The organism is Burkholderia sp. Ax-1724, assembly GCF_011752995.1.
GTDB lineage: Bacteria > Pseudomonadota > Gammaproteobacteria > Burkholderiales > Burkholderiaceae > Paraburkholderia.
Window position 1 is genome coordinate 282789 of record NZ_VWWL01000001.1, and the last position, 18690, is coordinate 301478.

An 18690-nucleotide genomic window follows, 5' to 3' on the forward strand; every position below is an offset into this window, starting at 1 on the left:
CAGCGTCTTCAATCTTTGGAGTTTGCATATGCGTAACGATGTCGGTCGCGAACAAAGCCCCGCTATTGTTCAGGATGTGTCGGCACTCCCGGTGTTCGATCTGCTCGAAAACGTCCTGAATTATCGCCGTCTATTTTTCAGCGTCCTGTTATCGGGTTTGCTGCTGGGATGCCTCTACGTGCTGATTGCCACGCCGATGTACTCGGCCAACGCATTTATCCAGATCGAAGACAAAAAGAGCAGTGCGCTCGGTTCGTTGTCCACGGTGACGCGCGCGCTCGATGTCAATGGCTCTCCGATTCTCGGCGAGATCGACGTCGCGCGTTCGCGCACGGTCGTCGCCGAGGCGGTCGATGCGGCGGCCGCGCAGACGAGCGTCACGGTCAAGAACACCTTCCCGGTATTGGGCCGCTGGCTTGCCACGATTCTGCCGCGGAACCCGGATGGACTCGCCGGCGCGCCGCTCGGCCTCACGCACTGGGCATGGGGCGGCGAGAACCTGACGGTCGGCTCGTTCGATGTGCCCGCGGCCCAGATGGGCAAGCGGCACGTGCTGGTGTACGAGGCCGACGGCAAATGGACGCTGCAGGATCGTAACGGCAACGAAGTGCTGAGCGGGAAGGTTGGCGAACTCGCCGTCTCGGGCGACTACCGGCTGCTGCTGAAAGCCGTGGCGGCGCGCCCGGGCACCGAGTTCGTCCTCGTCAGGCACGCGACGCAGGCGACCGTCGACCAGATTATCAAGAAGCTCAACGTGGCCGAAACCAAGCGGGACTCGGGCGTCTTCGAACTGGAATACAACGAAAGCAATCCGTTCTATGCCGCACGCCTCGTCAATGCGATTGCCGACGCGTATCTGACGAACAACGTCACGCGCCGCGCGCAGGAGTCGGAACGCAGTCTCAGCTTCCTGAATTCGCAGATCCCGACTGTGCGCGCGCGGCTGCAAAAAGCGGAAGAAGCGCTCAACACGTTTCGTCTGCGTGAAGGCAGCATCGATGTGAACGGCGAAATCAAGGTTTTGCTCGACCAGTCCGCCGCGATCGAGAAAGCCCGGCTGGAAACCAACCTGACTTACCAGGACATGCGCTCCAAGTTTCAGCTCGGTCAGCCGCCGCTGGATGCCGTGCTGGGAAAACTCAAGCAGCTCGACGTCGCATCGCATCAGCTGTCTGAGCGCATCGCGCAACTGCCCGGCTTGCAGCAGGAATACCTGCGGCTCTCGCGCGATGTCGATGTCGAGAACCAGCTGTATGTGGGCCTGATGAACAACGCACAGCAGTTGCAGATCGCGACTGCGAGCAATGGCGGCAACGCGTCGATCGTGGATTACGCGGAAGTGGCGGAAAAGCCGAGCCGTCCGAATGCGATGCTCGCCATCGTGCTGGGTGGCGTGGCGGGTGCGCTGTTCGGCTTTATCGCCACGCAGCTCAAGGCACTCGGTGCGGGCCGGATTCGCGACCCGAAGCGGCTGGAGGCGGTCGTCGGTATCGATACGCTCGGCATCCTGCCGATCTCGCCGGCCCAGCAAATTGCGGCGGGCAAGCCGGAACATACCTTCCTGATCAGCGCGGAGGAAACGGAAACGCCGATCATCGAAGCGATGGAAAGCCTTGCGCTAGCCGTGCAATGCTCGCTGGCCGAGAAGGGCGACGGCAAGGTCGTGCTGATTACCTCGGCGGTGCCCAACCAGGGCAAGTCGTTGATCTCGGCCAACCTCGCGTATCTGCTGGCCGAAAAGGGACTCAAGACCCTGCTGCTGGATGCCGATATGCGCAAGTCCAAGGTTCATCGCTATCTTTCCGGCGATACCAGCGACGGCTTGTCCGGCGTTCTCGAGGGCGCGTTCGAGCCGGCCGATGTGATCTCTCGCCCGACCGACAATTTCCACGCGCTGCCGGCCGGCAAGAAAACGAGCAAGGCGGCCAAGCTGCTGAGCGCCGACAACTTCGGACCGGTGATCGCGTCGCTGCGGGAAGAATACGACGTCGTGATCGTCGATTCGCCGCCGGTGCTGCCGGTACTCGATGCGGCCGCGCTGTCGAGATTCGCGGACATGACGCTGTTCGTCGCGCGCCACGGAGAAGTGAGTTACGCCGAGGTCGCCGAATCGATGTCGCGGCTCGGGAAGGTCGGCACGACGGTCGATGGCCTCGTATTCAATGGCTTCGTCCCCTCGCCGCTGCGTTACGGGTATTACTCGAATGCTTACCGGTACATGTCTGAGCAGAGCTGAATAGTTTCCACTGGCCGTGCCTGATCGCGAGGACCGCGCGTTCAGGCTGCGGACGGCCAGCACACATCTGCGGAATCAAACAACGGACAGGCCATGCAAATGCAACAGGCTAGCGAGCCGACCATTTCCCTGACCCACCTGATCGTTCCGGTCGTGGCCCTCGTCGCCTTGCTGTTCAATACGGCGCTGCCATCGCTCGGCTACGCACAGGCGAGCGCGACATGGACCTTCGTGCTGGCAGCGATCGCGGTTATTTATCTGGTGGCGACGCGACCGCTGTTTTCGGTGTCGATGCTCTATTTCATGATGATCGGCATGACCGCGTTCGTCGCCGGCATCGGCATCGAGGCGGGCGGTCTGATGATCGAAACGGCGGTCCGGGGCGAACCGAACGGCGCGTTTAGCCGGCTCCTGCTGTTCTATGTCGTATTCGTCAGCTGTGCGCTCTACGGCTTCGATCGTTTCCTGAATATTCGCGCGCCGAGCGTGCCGGTCGCGCTGATTACCGCCGACTCGCGCAGCGTGATGCTCGGATTTTCATTGGCACTCGCGATCATCGGCGCCGGTGTGGCGGCGGGCCTGACGCAAGGTTTCGCGCTGATCAACGGCGTGAACCGGTACACGATCCGGAACGACAGTACCGGGACCGATAGCGTGCTGTTCAACACGTTCCTCAACAACCAGACCTTTCTCGCCCTGATTCTCGGCGCGCTTGCCACCAGCAGGAACCCGCTCGTCAGATGGTTTTCGGTCGCACTGATCGTCCTGACGACAGGTCTCTACATTCTTCACGGCGAGCAGTTCATGTCCGTGCTGCACTTCGGTCTCTCGGTGCTCGCTCCGGTGATCGCGGTGCTGCTGATGAGAGGCAAGCCGGTGCTGCGATATATGGCGATCGGGGGCGGCGTCGCGTTGATCATCGGGATCGCTTCGGTATTTTCCGCCTATCAGGGGCAGGGGCTCGACGTCAAAAACACGATAACGGACCGCTCGCTATTGCAAGGGCAGGTCTGGTACGTGGTCGACTACGACGCGCATCTGTTCAGCGCGCCCGCGTTGGGCGGCGCACCGGCTTTCCGGCGCTTCGCCGAATCGCTGCTGTCGCTGACCCAGCCGGGTTTCGACGACGCCATTGGCGTGAGCGGCCTGCGCGACGTCATGGTCGCCTACGGCGAGCCGCATCTGATTTCGACCTATATCAAAGACGACGTCACCTTCACGATGGGACAGATGGCGGTCCCCGTGTTCTGGTTCGGCCTCGTCGGCGGCGCGTTGTTCGTTGCCTTCACGGGCGTGATATACGGGGCGCTTTGCGCATTGCAGATCGTGTTCGCGCTGCGTGGCGGCGTCATCATGCTCTGGCTGATCGTCAAGCTGCTGAGCTATGCGAACTCCGGAATCCAGCAAGGCGACTATTGGTCTTTCTTCAGCGTCCGCACGTTGCTGTACGTGGCGATGACGTTCCTCTGGTGGAGGCTGGTTGATTCGCGGGCCGCGCCGATCAAACTGAAACGGCTGGTGGCACAGTGAAATCTTTTCGAACCCTGCTGTTTTCCTCGCTGTCCGGCGTCGTATGCGAAAAGGCGATCGGCGCGCTCGCGGCGGTCGCGAGCAACCACCTGTTCGCCACGCTGTACGGTGCGCGGTTTTTCGGCGAATTGCAGTTTGCCTTATCGCTCGCCTATGTCGTCAGTAGTGCTGCATTGATCTTCAGCGCCCAGGCCGTGTCGCCGATCTTCGGCCGACATCCGCGGCTGCGGCACCTCGTGTTCTATCGCGCGTTCCGTTTGCGTCTGGGCTCCACGCTCAGCGTGACGCTGCTGTTTCTGGTTGTCGTCGCCTTGCTGACGCAGTCCTCGAACAACGCGCTGATGCTGGTCGCCGGACTCGTGATGCTATGCGAGCCCATCGCGCTCGGCTCGCTGATGGCCTACGCGGAAACCAAGCCGTGGGTCATCACGCGGGCGAAAGCCTACGCGAGCGGCGTGCGGGTGCTGTGGCTGCTGGGCGCCGCTCACGCGTCGGTCGGCGCGGTCATCGCCTCGTTCGCCTGGCCGCTCGAAGCCTACGTGGCGGCGGCCGCGCCGTTCACCCGTTACCGGACGCTCGCGTTCAACCGGCCGCCGTCCCTGCACGGCTCGGAAACGGTCAAGCGAACGCTGATCGTTCGCGGACTCCGGATGTGGCCCGCGATTGCCGCGAGCGTGCTGGTGCTGCGCATGGACCGGCTGTTGCTCGGCACGCTGATGTCGAAGACGGACCTCGGTATCTATGCGGCTGCGGCGTCGCTCGTCGAGCAGTGGAATTCCGTGGGCACGACGCTCGCGCTGGCGCTTGCCCCGGCCATGGTGTTCGTCGCGCGCGGCGAAGACCAGCTGCGCAGCAAGGCGATCAAGCTCAGCGCGTATCTGGCGGTAATCGCCGCGGTGGCGCTCGTCGGAAGCCTGTTCGTCGGGCGCGCGGTGTTCCTCGTGATCTATGGCCCCGCGTTCGAAGCCGGCATTCCCGTGATGATCTTCGGCACGGCCTGCTCGATCGCGACGTTCGTGGACGCGGGGCTGACGACCTGGCTCATCGCCGCGCGCCGTTACCGGCTGATGACGATCAAGCTGCTCGTGACCATCGCCGCGATCGGCGTGGCGCCATTCGTCATGCCGACGGCGCTCATGATGTATGCGCCGGCGGTAGGGACGGCCTTGTCGATCGTCCTGTTCTGGGCTGCCGTCTTCGGACAGGGGCAACGTTTAAAGGTGGCGCAATGAAACTCTGCCTCTGCAATAACCGCTTTCCGCCGCATGTCGTCGGCGGCACCGAAGTGGTCGTCTACGATCTCGCGGTTCAGCTTCGCGACCGCGGGCATGACGTGTCGATCTTTACCCTGTCGGATTCGCGCTCGGCAGAAACCGTGGTTGTCGATGGTCTGCACGTGCACAGCATGCCGAATACGAACATCTACAACCAGTTTTCGCACGCTGAGCGCAGCGGGCTGAAAAAGGCCTTGTTCGGCGCATTGGATACGTTCAACCCGCTCGTATTCTTCTACGTGCTGCGCCATTTGCGGCGCCTCGGTATCGACGTGCTGTGCACGAACAACCTCAAGGGCATGGGGCCGGCCATCTGGCTCGCTGCTTGGTGTTTGCGGATTCCCGTCGTGCATGTGCTGCATGACTATTGGCTGATCTGTCCGACCTCGACGATGTTCCGCAATGGCCGCGCATGCGAACAGGCCTGCAAGGGGTGCCGGAGCGTTTCGGCGCCCAAGGCGTGGTTCTCGCGGCTGGTCGGGCATGTGGTGGGCGTCAGCGAATTCGTGCTGGAACGCCATCGACGGCAAAACTTCTTCGGCGCCGCGCAGCCCTGCGTCATTCATAACGCGCGGCAGCCGTTCAGCGCTGTTCCTGCCATACCCGTCGAACCGCGCAAGCCTTTTCGAATCGGCTTCATTGGACGCACCGACGCGACGAAAGGTATTCGCGAGTTCTTTGCGGGCGCGGCTGCGGCGCGAACAGGCAACCTCGAGTTGCATATTGCCGGCCGGGACAACGAACGGATTCTGGATCAACTGATCGCGGAGTACCCCGATCTGCGGGTCGTGCGTTATGGCTTTATGCCGGCTAAAGATTTTTATCCGCTTGTCGATCTGGTGGTCGTGACGTCGATGTGGAACGAACCGTTCGGCATGGTCGCGTTCGAGCCGTGGGAATTCTTCAAGCCATCCATTGCGTTTACGTCCGGTGGATTGCCCGAAGTATTCAGTGCTTTTCCCGAATTGACGGTCCCGCGAGGCGACGTCGCGGCGCTCGGTGCGCTGATTCGCCGCTTTATCGACGATCCGGCTTTCTATCGCGACATGGCTCGCCGTTGCCACGAACGGCGCAGTCACTTCTTGCCGCCGCGACAACTGCAGCAATTCGAAGCGGTCCTGCGAGCTGCCGCGAGACGGGATCGGCGCGCAGCGAGTGTGAGCGTAATCGAAGCCGACCGGGACGCTCGCAGCTAATCCGGTGTGCGGACGGGATGGACGCGCCAGCCGCCCCGGACGCATACGTATTGCAAATTCGGCGACGCAGCGGATTTGCGAAGCATGGAGGTTGGCGGAAGTTTAACGGCCAGCCTGGTGTTCTGATTAATTAGTATGGCGAATAGTATAAAGAGAAAGGTGGATTTCTGTGAATATCGGTAAAGAGATTCCATTGATATCGCGGCACTTCGGATCTGAACTTGCTTCCGTAGCCCAGCGGAACGATTCAGGAACTATTTCCGCTCGGGAGGCATCATGAGAAAACGCGTACTGATGGTAATGACCCGGGAGATTCCCCGGGCCGCGTCCAATGGACGCGAGCGCACGTTGTGTTTTATTCGCAAAGCGATCGGCATGGATGCGGATGTGCGCGAACTCAAGATTCACTCCGTATTCGAAACGGGTACGCTCGCCTCGAAGCTGCGCGCCGGGCTCAGGGTCGCCGAAGGTCTGGTGACGGGCCGGCCTTGCGCACTGCAAGTCGCCATGTTCGCCAGTGCCGACGGAAAGAAGCGGCTGGTCGAGGCGATCGAAGACTATCAGCCCGACGTCATCTATTTCGACGGCATCCGGATGGTCGACTATGCTGCCTTCGTGCGCCGGCGCTATCCGTCGAGCCATATCATCAGCGACCTGGACGATCTGATGTCGCGGCGCGCCCATATCCTGAGAACCGGCAATTTCGCGTTGTCCGTCGGCTACCTTGCCAAGTCGATTCCCCCTGCCATCGTTTCGCTGATCAATTCGCGATTCGCCCGCAATCTGCTGCTCAGATACGAGGAGTCTGCACTGAAAGGCCATGAGCGGCGGGCGACGACGGTGTCGAATGCCGTCACGCTGGTGTCGACGACGGATGCCGACGCGTTGACCCGCATCCTTCCCGGTGCGTTGAAAAGGCGGGTGTATGTGATCGCGCCGCCGGTTGACTCGGTCAAGCCGGCGGTGCGGCCCGCCGATCCGGTTCGGTTCGTATTCGTTGGTGCGGACAGCCAGTTGCAGAACCGGCTTGCAATCGAATATCTGCTGGCATCCTGGAAGAAGCTCGAATTGAGCTTGCCACTCGTTATATACGGGCGCATGTCCCGTCAATACGAAGCGGTGCCGAACGTCGTGTTCGCCGGCTTTGCCAGGACGCTCGACGAAGTCTATACGCCTAACTCGATTGCCCTATGTCCGACATTTTTGCGCGGCGGCATCAAGTCGAAGGTACTCGAGGCTGTCTCGTTCGGTTGCGTTCCGGTTGGCAACGACGCTGCGTACGAGGGGCTGAATTTCGAAGATGCCGCTCTGGCGATGGATGAGGCGCGACTGCATCGTTTCCTCGGCGATCCTTCCGGCGATCTGGATGAAGTCATGGAGGCCGCGACGCGGTTTGCGGCTTTCTGCGAGCGCAATTTCAGCATGCCGGTGTTTGCACGGCGTTGGGGCGATCTGCTGCGGCCGGTGTACGTTCCGGAGACCGAGACAAGTGGTGTTGTCGGCGAAGGGAAAATGTCCACCATCGCGCAGCGTAGTAGTCCGGCAAAGCTGCCGTGAGCGTGGCGCGGTGACTCACGCCTTGCCGTGAGTCACCGCGAGGCGTGTACGGCGCCAGATGGATTCGTTCCAGAAGGATTGCGTTGCCTGAGCAGGAGAGGGGCGCGCAATAGAAGTCCCTGGAAGTTCCGGCGCACCCCGCTTGACGTGCTATATGCGCTTCCGCTTGTGCATCAACGTCCACCAGCGGCGTTTGAATCCATAATAAAGACGATACGGATCGATATTGTTCCGTCGCATCACGCGCCGATACAGAGCGGTAATTTTCCCCTTGCCCCGCAGCCAATTGACTTCGATCTCGTCTCGCGTCGTGGTCTGATTGAGCCAGTTGAACTCGCGGTATTCCGTCGAAACGGTAGCGGGAACATCGAAGACGACGACATAGGCAAAGCGCGCCGTTGCGGTGACATTCGGCCCGGCACCATGCAACGTGCGGCCCAGATGAACCGTACATCCGCCAACCGGCACAGGACAGAAGATTGCGTCGTCGGGATCGAATCCTTCATAGCATTCAATTCCGTGCGAACGTTCCTTGCCCGGGAGTTTTCTATGAGGCTGAACGCTCCACCGATGCGAACCCGGAATAAAACGAAGACAGCCGTTTTCGATAGTCGCCGGTTGCAGAGGTAGCCAGAAGCTCACTTCCTGGTAGTTGAACCGCGGGTCGTGAAATGCTTCGTCCTGATGCCAGGGGGTTTCAGGGCCGGCCACCGGCGGCTTGTAGAAGAGGTGATCTCCCGCGAAGCGCGCCTTGGGACCGAGAACCTGCCTCGCGAGGACTTCGAGCCGCTTGTGATAATTGGTTCGGCGCAGCCGCGGATTGAAGTTGCTCGGCATACTGAGCTGCGTCAATGCCGTCGAGGCGAGAGGATTGTCGCCAATGAAGTCGAACAAAGCCCCCTCCTGGGCACCCGCGCCGGCGAATATCAGTCGCTCACAGATGCCTTTCAGTTCGGCTATTTCTTCCAGCGAGGCAATGTTCTCAAACGAACCGAAGCCACGCTCTCGAAGCGTGGCAATCTGATCGGCGAGTAAACTGTTCTGCGTGAGACGATCGGGGAGCACAAAGTTTGTTTGCATGTCTTCTCCAATGCGTTCCGACCTTGATGGAATAATCTTAAAAGTTGTTAATTGTTAAATATGTTCGATACCGCCTATATCGGCACTTTCATGTTGTTGTCATATAGGGCTGTCATCGAATGTCTATTTCTCGATATAGGTACTCTTACTATTTCTCGGCAGGCTCTCTCGCATTTTGCGAGTTTTTCTATTGAGACCTATAGGTATTAGACGATTGAGCGATGAATGGATTGAATAGCACGGTGTCGTGTTGCGATCGACAAAGAGTTATCCGTGAATAATTTGTGACGACTCATGCAGTCATGCAAAGTGAGCGATAAGTCGAGATCGGTCGGCACGCGCGTGCCGACCGATCTCGACGGTTGCGCTGGCTACGCATTGCATCAATGCAATGGTGATGCAGGAGAGAGAAATAGCTGTGTCACGGCCCGATGCATGGCGAACACGAGCAGGGCGGCCGCTACGAACGTGCTACGCGGTGTTGCATGGCAAGCGACCGCGCCGAGTGTCGTAACCATCGGAGGCGCTGCAAATGCAGGGCGCTTCAAGCGAGGGAGTATCGGCGTTAAAGGTCCGGCACCGTGATTTGGAAAAGCGCAACGACCTGCCGTACGCCTAGCCGCGAAACGCCCGAAGCAGAATGCGATGCAACCCGGCGCACACGACGTGTGTCGAGTATTGCTGTGCATTGGTTGTACCGCGCTCCCGCAGTTCGTCCATCCGGGAAGGGGAGTCGATCAGGCTGCCGATTGCCGCCGCCCATTCGTTCGGATTCGTCGGGTTTGCAACGGCAAGGAACGAGTCCTTCATGGAGCCGCGAAAGACCGGGATGTCCGATGCGATCACGGGCGTTCCCGCCATCTGTGCTTCGATCACGGTGCGGCCGAAGCCTTCGTGCAATGTCGCCGAAACATAGATGTCCGCAGCTTGATAAAAGTATCCGAGATCTTCCTCGCTGACGGAGTCGGCGAAGTGAGCACGGAGCCCGGACGTTTCGGCGAGCGTTTTGCATTCCATGCGATTAGCGGCATTGAACGCTTTGCCTGCCCGAACGATCATCAGATCCTTGCGTGCCAGTTTGGCCAGCGCCTGGAACAGGGTGAGGTTGTTCTTACGCGTCTCATCGGAGCCGACATTGAGCAGCACCAGCGCGTCGCCCATGTCCAGACCAAGGCGTTGCTTCAGAATCGCCCGCGCCTGAGCGCGAGTCTCACTCCGTGTCGCCGCGGCGAGCGGCGAATATTTGTCTTCGAACGGGCAGGGCACGATCTGCACGAGCTCGGGCTTCACCGGGGCAGCGCGTACCAGATCCTTGGCCGCCGAGTCGGCTTCGACGAGCACGAGATCCGCTTTCGGCGCCAGCGGAAGAAGTGTCTTGACATAAAGTGACTTGAGCTTTTCCACGATGCCGCGAGCATGGCCTGGAATCTGGACGTGATGGAACATCAGACAGACCCGACCACCGGCGAGATGGATGATCGGGATCATGAAACTGAGGTCTTCCTGATAAAGGATGATCATGTCGCATGAACGTGCCACGCGAATTGCGTGCAGCGGGTACAGCACCAATTGCGTCCAGTAACGCTTGAGCGAGCGAGGCTGTGCATCGATATCGACTGTTTCGACGCGGAAGTTCGTGTACTTCCTCAAACCCGCAGCCAATGCAAGACTATGCTGACCTACTCCGGTCAGACTGCTTGGCCGCGGCCCCATGAACCACACGATCCGTGCACCGTCGGCCGCATTCGGTACGGCGCTTTCTTGCGAGACCGGTTTATGCAGTTCTGCCGCATCGCGTCCGGACAGCATGGAAAATAATTTCATGGATAGTTCTGGCGAAAACAAGGTTGACGGGCCGCTGAGCGAATATCGGCGTATAGCTGCCTGAATCTTCGTTCGGCCGGCGTTTATCTGGAGGCGTTCGAGCGGCGTCCTGAATGGAGAAACGCGAGCCGGTCCGTTGAACGGGATGCTGTCGAACTTCTCGTATTTTCCTGAAACACGAGGCCGTCCGTTCGAGGCCATTCGGTCCGCTTGCGACGGCACTCGACGGATTCCTCGCATGCAGGCTTCGTGTTGCTCGATGGAGCCATCATGTGAACCCTCAGACATATACTGAGCGCCGTTGCCGTCATTCTCAGTGCGCTAGACCACAATGATTTGCGCGAAGCATGAATCCGGAACGTGTTGCTGGCGGGGGGCTCGAGGCCGATTGAGGCCGAAACAGGGATACGCCGTCGGGTTCGTGGAGCCGTTGCGGTTTCAGATTTGCCGCAACGCGAGACGCGACCTGTTGGCGCGACGTCGGGCGAATTGAACAGGAATGTAATGACGCTGAGGAGGGCGGCGAGTCCGGTTCCCCGGTTAAACAATGCATCGTCGAATGCGAATGTGCCACGGACCCTTGCCATCTGGTTTGCAACAAGGGCGGCGTGGCACATTCATCGATCAACAACAGAGGCAACTCCCCGCTTTACGACGAGATGACGGGGTCGGTCCCGTCACAGGCTGCTGGCGGATGACGTATCCGGAATCACCTCGTTCTCGTCCAGCGCAATGTCCGTATCGCGTTCGAACGGCACGGTCGATAGCGCTTCGAGGACGCCATTCATGACCCGTCCGCCGAAGTCATGGTGAAACGCCCACACGCCGTAAATGCGTCCACGGAACGCGGCTTCGAATCCGGTCTCGCGGCGGATCTGTTCGTCGGGACGGAACCCCGAGCCGAGTCCGAACGAGAACAGCCCTTGCACCAGATTGCCGTTGACATCGAAGGGGCATCCATACCTGTCGGAGACCACTCCGCCCTGGCCGAGTTGCAGCGAAATCGGCAGGTCCCAACGATCGACGAGTATCGACATGTTGGGCCCGTATCCGGCGCCGTGAACGACCGCGATCGACTCTTCCAGACACTCGCGCGCGCGCGACCGGGCCGCGTCGCTCGAATCCGCCTCGATCAGCTCGATGCGTGGTTTTGCGCCGGGTATATAGCCGCTTGCCATGATCGAGCGCGCAATGTCGAAAGCCCGATAACGCAGACCGCCCGCCCGGTTGACCCGCTTGGTGACGGGGCAGACGTCATTCTCTTCGTCGACCTCGTAACTATTGGCGTGCGCTTCGTCGACCGTTTCGAAGAACAGGCGAACCTGGGAGCGGTGAATCACGGCAATTTCATCGAGGCCTTCGCTGCCCAGTTCCATGGCAAGTCGATCGACAACGGTGAATGCACTATGCGATCCGCCGATAACCGTAATCCGTTTCGGGTGGCGCGTTTCTCGTTGCGAGAGGTCGCGCGCGAACTCGTCGATCAATTGCGGAGTCGTCAGGCTGAGCAGATCATCGGACACATAGCTGCGCAGATTCTCGTCCGGCGGCGGCAACCGCAACCCGCGACACAGCTCGTCGATTTCGCTCACGTGCTGCTGTCCGCCGAGATTCATCACAACGGTGTCGCTCGATACCGTGCAGACCTCGGTCGGATCGCTGACATCGTGATAATCGATTTCGAAACCACCGCTGTCGAGGTATCGGATCTTGTCGATCTCGCGGCCACGCAATACCGTCACGTCGTAGCGCGCGGTCAGGTAAGCGAGCAGCTGCTCGGTTGCCAGCGCGAGCAACGCGCCTGCGTCGGTGAGGCTCGGCGGCCCATCGGCCACCTCGACCATCCGTTTGTGCAGCGGCGAGTTTTCCCTAAGGTCGGCAAACACCTCTTCGAAGTTGGCGTGTTCGAGGCAGGCGAGAAACGTGTTTCCCACGGTATTCCCGGTGACATTCACGTACTCGCCCAGCCTGCCAGCACCGAGTTCGGTGCGTTTGTCGATAATCAACAGACCATTTCTCGCGATCTCCGGCAGATTGCCCGTTTTGAAAGCATGGAACAAAAATCCCATCCCCGACGGACCAGCTCCGCAAATGGCGCAAGAGAATTTTGTCCGTGCAATCCGCCCGACGGATGGCACGTGTAATGTGTGATTCACGTTTGTTTTCTCCTTAGCGCGGGCATTACGACGCTAATGTCGTATGAAAGGAGATTTCCGCTCTGTTCGCTGCCGCACCGAACTGCGATGTAGGCGACCGAGATGTATTCAACGAGCTAGATCACCGCGGCTGGTTTGACAATCTCGCCCGGTGGATCGGGTGCTGCGGAGGGGATGCGGCCGAATCGGACAAAGAAGAGCGGATTTGGCGATTTTTTTCTGTGAGTACTGACTGAGGCAATTGCCTGCAGCGCGCGTGATCGGGTTCGATCTGCTATGGGCGGGGACGAGGCGCGATCAAACAGGTGGCGAGGAACACGTGCTGAGTGTGTTGGCGAGTTGAATGGCCGCGCCGTGAGTCAGGGATCGCTATGAAGTGATGAGCGCGCGCATTGGCTGGGGTACGAATGCTTTGCCGCTCATTGAATGATCGAAGAGGAGAACAAGGAAGTACGCCGTATCGCACAGCGTACTTCCTGCTCTGAACGCGAGGCGCCACGTGACATCATTCGATGTCACGCGACGCGGACGCGACCGCTTAATTGACCGTGATGGCCGAAGAAAGCGTGTTCTTGATAAACGGCTTGCCCACCGCCTTGACATAGTATGTGCCCGCGGCGGTTACCGGGATCGTGGTCGTGTTGGCCGGGTAGCTCACCTGGCTCCACGCGGAATTGTTGAAGCTCCACAACTCCAGATGGTCGAGGGTACTCGTATTCGACGGGGAAACCGTAATCGTGCGGCCGCTCGCCGACGTATTCAGCGTCAGACAGTTATCGACACCCGTTTCCAGCGGCGTGCCTTCGTAGTAGTCATCCCATGTCACCAGTTGCAGGAAAGGAAGCTGCTTCGCCGAGTTGTAGTACTGGTTGATCTTGGTGAAGCTGTTGAGCCACGTCTGACCGCACTGCTGATCGACGTACTGCTGACCATCCCACGACGCATATTGCGAGTTGAAGCCCTTGTAGGCGCCTCCCATCGTGATTTCCGTCGGGTGCAGATTGGCGCGGGTGTAGAAGTCGTCCATGCTCGACAGATCCGGCGGCACCACGTCTTGAGAGGTCGGGTTGACCCAGAGGAACGAGCCGCCGCTCTTGGGGATGTTGAATCCATCCGGCGACGTCGCGTTGTCCAGGTGCACGAACTGGACATTCGGATACGCGTTCTGAATCGCTGTCCAGTCGATACCGCTTGCTGCCGTCAGGCCGAAATCGCCGACAACGGGCTTGCCGTTATAGGTCAGATACGACGGGTCTTTGAGGTACTGCGCATTGATGTAGTTCATCGCCGCCAGCACCTTGGCCTGGTTGGTGCCGCTCGCGTTGTTCAGCAGGTTCGCGTCGAGCATGATTGCAAACGTCAGCTTGTCGCCCGACAGCGTCGTGTAATTGTGAATGAGCGGCTGCGAAACGAGCCAGTCCTTGTCGCTGATATCGGTCTGACCTTGCCAGTCCACCATCACGCCGTCGACACCGCGACTGACGATATCGGCGAAGAATGAGTTGATATAAGTCGGATTGGCGTTCGAGTAGTTGACGTTGATACCCGTGTCCATGCCGCCGTCGAACCACGGCAGATAGTGCACCAGCACCTTCGTGGTGTTACCCGGGTAGAGCAGCGAGTGAACGTTGATCTTCGAGACGTCGGTCGCGCCCGACAGCGTGCCGTTCGACAGACCTGCAAAGGACACGCTTGCCGAGGTGTCGGCCGGCATCAGTGTCGATTGCACGGCTGCCGATGCGGTCGATGCGGCCGAACTGGTCGAGCCGGTCGAAGCCGCTGGAGTTGCCGGAGTTGCGGGTGACGATGCACTCGATGTCGACGGTTGGGTGCTTTGCGAGTGCGAATAATGTCCGTGTGCTTGCGCCGAACACGCGACAAAAGAAGTCGTACAAGCCGCGAGCATGGCGCGGGAAAGAACGTTTTTTAATTTCGATGACACTAGCAGGATCCTCTCGAATTTTATTTGAAGACTCAAAGCCCCTGTACCTCGGACTTCACGAAAAAAAGGGCTGCCTGCGCCGAAGGCGCCTCGGCTGTGCCCCAGGCGTCGACAAAAGATGACGAGGCCATGACGCCGATCGCAGCGGCAGTGCCCTGCGATCAGGCTGGAGAAAGCGGATTCGTTCTTACCAGGTCACTTCATAGGAGTGACATATTGATAAGCATGACTGATTAACTCAGGCTGTTCGATATCGAGTATTGCGATTCCTCCTCTTATCGGTTGGTCACCTCGCGGCAACATCATCTCGACGCGACTCGCCATCCACACGCCATCCGACGGTGGGTGAATCAGGACTGGAGAAGGGAACGAACTTTCGTCCAGAAAGACAACTAGAGCGAAGTCTGTGTCGATTGAAGTGTTTTCGAGAAAGTGGCGCTATAACATAAAATGACCAGAATAGTTAATTTGCAATGCGAATTAAAATGTATAAAAATGTAACTGCCTTACATCTCACGCACGACCGCTTTCGTGGCACGCACACTGGCAAATTCGCTCGATCGTGGCGGACTCATACCCACGCTCTGATCGGGAAAAATAAGGACCGTTACGTACTGACAGGGTCATAACATCAGAACAGAGCCGCTCGATATGAATGGCACGGCCCTTCCTGATCGAGGATGTATGCGTCGATTCCGTTGATTGCAGCGGTGCGAGCGTCTTGATCGCGATAGCCACTTGCAGTCCACCACCCGCGAAGCGAAATCTTTCGAATTCGCCGGGCGCGAAGTATTGCTGCTGGCAGATGCAAATGGAGCGAGAGAGAATTGCGCGATAGGGTTTTCCCGCGCAACTCAAGTGCACGAATTATCCCCCAAAAAACGTTTCAGTTTTGTAACGCAGGCAAAGTTCAGGCAAAAAAAGCGATAGCTCCCCGCTCCCGTTTTCGAGGAGTTGGTTTTTCCTTGAATTTCGCATCATATGCAACAACTCTTCTTCCGGAATCGAAAAGGAACAATGAAATACTTGGCCTCCTTACTTCATTCATACCAAAGAGAGCGCGTCGGTATTTTGAAATTCTTCATATAAATAGTATTCCGAATAAAATACCTAAGGAGGGAATCTAGGTATTTTCCGCCAATGTGGTTTTGGACTGGAAAATAGCAGCGAAATGCGAAGCGTCCCTTACTGTGGTTTACGGTATTCGTTAGTCGAATACATGCCGGGAATTATTCGCGTATCGTGAATTCAATGAAAGAAAAGTGCTGTTGAAGTGGTCTTATCCGATGGTGTTTTTTTGAATTATTTATTGAATTCGCGAGTGCATGAAACGCGAATTATCGGGGAATAAAGGGGCGCGAGAAAACCGAAAGTACTCTTGTGGGAATGTGGGGGTGCGAGAAAGCAAGCGTACTCGTCGCCATGCTTTCCATGGGGAACCGAAGGGAAGTACTCGCTTACAAAGAGGGAAGGACGTTGCCGTGCGGCTACGTCGACTGTCGTAATCGAGGTATCTGCCTCACAAAGACCAACCGCGGCGGAGCCCGTGCATCGCGACTCACCGGGTCCGCGGTCGATCTGCAGCGGCACTCAGGCCGCTTCTGCCGTTATTGAACCGGCCTCGGCCGCTTCAGGCAAACCCTCGCGGATTCATCGACTGCCAGCGCCAATGATCGGCGCACATGCGCTCGATGCCGAACTGCGCGCGCCAGCCGAGAATCCGCTCGGCCGCCGCCGGATCTGCGAAACATTGCGCAACATCGCCGGGCCGGCGCGCGACGATCTCATACGGCACCGGCTTGCCGGACGCCTTCTCGAACGCGCGCACGACGTCGAGCACGCTATAGCCCTGACCCGTGCCGAGATTGACGACAAAGCTCGCATCGCGTTTGACGAGCGCATCGAGCGCGGCGAGATGCCCGCGCGCCAGATCGACCACGTGGATGTAATCGCGCACACCGGTGCCGTCGGGCGTTTCATAATCGCCGCCGAACACGCGCAGTTTCTCGAGCTTGCCGACCGCGACCTGCGCGACGTATGGCATCAGGTTGTTGGGAATGCCGGCCGGGTCTTCGCCGATCAGGCCGCTCTCGTGCGCGCCGACCGGGTTGAAATAGCGCAGCGTCGCGATGCGCCACGACGGGTCAGACACTTCGAGATCGCGCAGCACCTGCTCGGCGATCAGCTTCGATTGACCATACGGGTTGGTTGCCGAGAGCGGGAACGATTCGTCGATCGGCGAGCTTTTCGGCACGCCGTACACGGTCGCCGACGAGCTGAACACGAACTGCTTCACGTTGCGATCGCGCATCACGCCGAGCAGCGCGAGCAGACTGCCGACGTTATTGCGGTAGTACTCGATCGGCTTCGCGACCGATTCGCCGACCGCTTTCAGCGCCGCGAAGTGGATCGCGCCGGTGATCGGGTGCGCGTCGAAAATCCGCCGCAGTGCCGTTTCGTCGCAGGCGTCGTCGTCGTAGAAGGTCACGGCGCGGCCGGTGATCTGCTCCACGCGCCGCAGCGATTCGCGCCTGCTGTTCACGAGGTTGTCGATCACCACGACGTCGTAGCCGCCGTTCAGCAGTTCGACGCAGGTGTGCGAGCCGATGAAGCCCGCGCCGCCCGTTACCAGAATCGTGCCCTTCGTGGTCATGCTGTTGCTCCCTTAAAGTAAAACGCCTGTGATTTTCTGTACCAGGTCTTTATAGGTTTCGACGACCATGCGTTCGTCGAATTCGGTTGCGACTTTCTGCCGGCCGCGTTCGGCCATCGCGCGACGCCCGGCGGCGCTCATGTCGAGCATGCGCGCGAGGCTCGCGGCGAGGCTCGCGGCATTGCGCACTTCGCACAGCAAGCCGTTGACACCGTCGGCCACCACTTCGCGGCAGCCGGGCACGTCGGTCGTGACGATCGGCCGGCCCATCGACGACGCTTCCATCAGCGTGCGCGGCACGCCTTCGCGATACGACGGCAGCACGACGCAATCGGCCGCAGCGATAAACGGCCGCACGTCGTGCGCTTCGCCCAGATACTCGATCACGCCTTCCTGTTCCCACGCGGCGACCTCGGCGCGCGTGATCGCACTCGGATTGTCGACGCCGACCGGCCCGAGCAACTGGAAGCGCGCATGCGGGTAGCGTTCGCGCAACTGCCGCGCGGCCTCGACGAATTCGCCGACACCCTTGTCCCACAGCAGCCGTCCGATCAGCACGAAGCGAAACTCCGCGCCTTCGGGCAGCGGGCTCAGCGCGAACTGTTCGAGATCGACGCCTTCGCCATGCAGCAGCCGCGCGCGTTCGGGATGCACGAGCAGCTTGCCGTCGATGAACGCGGCCTGATCGTCGCGATTGAGGAACCACACTTCGCGCGGGAAACGGAACGCAAAACGATACAGCTTTTTGGCGATCTGCGCGGCACGGCTCTGCTGGATGAACACGTAGCCGAGCCCCGTCGTGACCGCGATCGACTGCACGCCGGCGAGCTTCGCCGCGATCGAGCCGTAGATGTTTGGTTTGATCGTGTAGTGAAACACGACGTGCGGACGAATTGTCCGGTATTGCCGGTACAGCGCCAGCAGCATGCGCAGATCCTCGCGCGGACTCGTGCCTTTCGAGGCGACCGGCAGCTCGATGCAGCGGCAGCCCATCGCCGTGAGCAATTCGAACGTGCGGTCGCGCGGCGCGAGCACCGTGACGTCGACGCCGCGTCCGATCAGCATGCGGATCAGCCCTTGCCGATACGTATAGATTGCCCAGGCCGTGTTGCAGACGAGTGTAATGCGCAGCGCGGGCGTCGACTTGAAAGAGGGCTTCATGCGTATAAGGCGGGGCGTGGGGTTATCTGATGAGCGAGGTAGCGAATAAAATCGCGAACAAAACCGCGACCCTCGCGCGCA

Annotated in this window: 11 protein-coding genes; 5 read left to right on the forward strand and 6 right to left on the reverse strand. The window is 59.5% G+C overall.

Going from position 1 to position 18690, the window contains the following annotated elements:
- The first annotated feature begins 28 nt into the window (after positions 1 to 28).
- The 5 genes from F3J19_RS01180 to F3J19_RS01200 all read left to right on the forward strand — a co-directional run bounded on the left by F3J19_RS01180 (position 29) and on the right by F3J19_RS01200 (position 7793).
- Positions 29 to 2236 (forward strand): polysaccharide biosynthesis tyrosine autokinase, encoded by a 2208-nt coding sequence (locus F3J19_RS01180; RefSeq protein ID WP_167036397.1) that lies wholly within the window; start codon positions 29 to 31, stop codon positions 2234 to 2236.
- A 93-nt stretch (positions 2237 to 2329) separates the two neighbouring features.
- Positions 2330 to 3766 (forward strand): DUF6418 domain-containing protein, encoded by a 1437-nt coding sequence (locus tag F3J19_RS01185; protein ID WP_240158617.1) that lies wholly within the window; start codon positions 2330 to 2332, stop codon positions 3764 to 3766.
- Positions 3763 to 4998, forward strand: coding sequence for a hypothetical protein (locus F3J19_RS01190; protein WP_167036401.1), 1236 nt, complete (start codon positions 3763 to 3765; stop codon positions 4996 to 4998). The genes F3J19_RS01185 and F3J19_RS01190 overlap by 4 nt, the downstream gene beginning before the upstream one ends.
- Positions 4995 to 6236 carry a glycosyltransferase gene (locus F3J19_RS01195; protein ID WP_167036404.1) on the forward strand — a complete coding sequence of 414 codons (1242 nt, stop codon included), beginning with the start codon at positions 4995 to 4997 and terminating at the stop codon, positions 6234 to 6236. Before F3J19_RS01190 ends, F3J19_RS01195 begins: the two co-directional genes overlap by 4 nt.
- Before the next feature lie 276 nt (positions 6237 to 6512).
- Positions 6513 to 7793, forward strand: a complete 1281-nt coding sequence (locus F3J19_RS01200; RefSeq protein WP_167036407.1) for a glycosyltransferase — start codon at positions 6513 to 6515, stop codon at positions 7791 to 7793.
- Between the two features lie 150 nt (positions 7794 to 7943).
- On the opposite strand, the gene F3J19_RS01205 is transcribed toward F3J19_RS01200, so the two are convergent.
- From F3J19_RS01205 to F3J19_RS01230, 6 genes are all read right to left on the reverse strand, one after another.
- The gene (locus F3J19_RS01205; RefSeq protein ID WP_167036410.1) at positions 7944 to 8873 is read right to left on the reverse strand and encodes a phytanoyl-CoA dioxygenase family protein; all 930 of its coding nucleotides are present in this window, start codon (positions 8871 to 8873) and stop codon (positions 7944 to 7946) included.
- A 615-nt stretch (positions 8874 to 9488) separates the two neighbouring features.
- On the reverse strand, positions 9489 to 10697 hold the full coding sequence (locus F3J19_RS01210) for a glycosyltransferase (RefSeq protein WP_167036413.1): 1209 nt from the start codon (positions 10695 to 10697) through the stop codon (positions 9489 to 9491).
- A 677-nt stretch (positions 10698 to 11374) separates the two neighbouring features.
- Positions 11375 to 12757, reverse strand: a complete 1383-nt coding sequence (locus F3J19_RS01215; protein WP_167036416.1) for a hypothetical protein — start codon at positions 12755 to 12757, stop codon at positions 11375 to 11377.
- 634 nt (positions 12758 to 13391) lie between these two features.
- Positions 13392 to 14582 carry a hypothetical protein gene (locus tag F3J19_RS01220; RefSeq protein WP_167036419.1) on the reverse strand — a complete coding sequence of 397 codons (1191 nt, stop codon included), beginning with the start codon at positions 14580 to 14582 and terminating at the stop codon, positions 13392 to 13394.
- A gap of 1843 nt (positions 14583 to 16425) precedes the next feature.
- Positions 16426 to 17448 (reverse strand): UDP-glucose 4-epimerase GalE, encoded by a 1023-nt coding sequence (galE, locus tag F3J19_RS01225; protein WP_167036422.1) that lies wholly within the window; start codon positions 17446 to 17448, stop codon positions 16426 to 16428.
- A 12-nt stretch (positions 17449 to 17460) separates the two neighbouring features.
- A complete protein-coding gene (locus F3J19_RS01230) occupies positions 17461 to 18609 on the reverse strand; it encodes a glycosyltransferase family 4 protein (protein ID WP_167036425.1) in 1149 nt (382 codons plus the stop codon).
- Positions 18610 to 18690 lie beyond the last annotated feature (81 nt).

What these genes read in the sequence shown, in the direction of transcription:
- F3J19_RS01205 (WP_167036410.1), bottom strand. Translation starts at nt 8,873, where the DNA reads ATGCAAACAAACTTTGTGCTCCCCGATCGTCTCACGCAGAACAGTTTA.
- galE (WP_167036422.1), bottom strand. Translation starts at nt 17,448, where the DNA reads ATGACCACGAAGGGCACGATTCTGGTAACGGGCGGCGCGGGCTTCATC.
- F3J19_RS01185 (WP_240158617.1), top strand. Translation starts at nt 2,330, where the DNA reads ATGCAAATGCAACAGGCTAGCGAGCCGACCATTTCCCTGACCCACCTG.
- F3J19_RS01180 (WP_167036397.1), top strand. Translation starts at nt 29, where the DNA reads ATGCGTAACGATGTCGGTCGCGAACAAAGCCCCGCTATTGTTCAGGAT.
- F3J19_RS01210 (WP_167036413.1), bottom strand. Translation starts at nt 10,697, where the DNA reads ATGAAATTATTTTCCATGCTGTCCGGACGCGATGCGGCAGAACTGCAT.
- F3J19_RS01195 (WP_167036404.1), top strand. Translation starts at nt 4,995, where the DNA reads ATGAAACTCTGCCTCTGCAATAACCGCTTTCCGCCGCATGTCGTCGGC.
- F3J19_RS01200 (WP_167036407.1), top strand. Translation starts at nt 6,513, where the DNA reads ATGAGAAAACGCGTACTGATGGTAATGACCCGGGAGATTCCCCGGGCC.
- F3J19_RS01230 (WP_167036425.1), bottom strand. Translation starts at nt 18,609, where the DNA reads ATGAAGCCCTCTTTCAAGTCGACGCCCGCGCTGCGCATTACACTCGTC.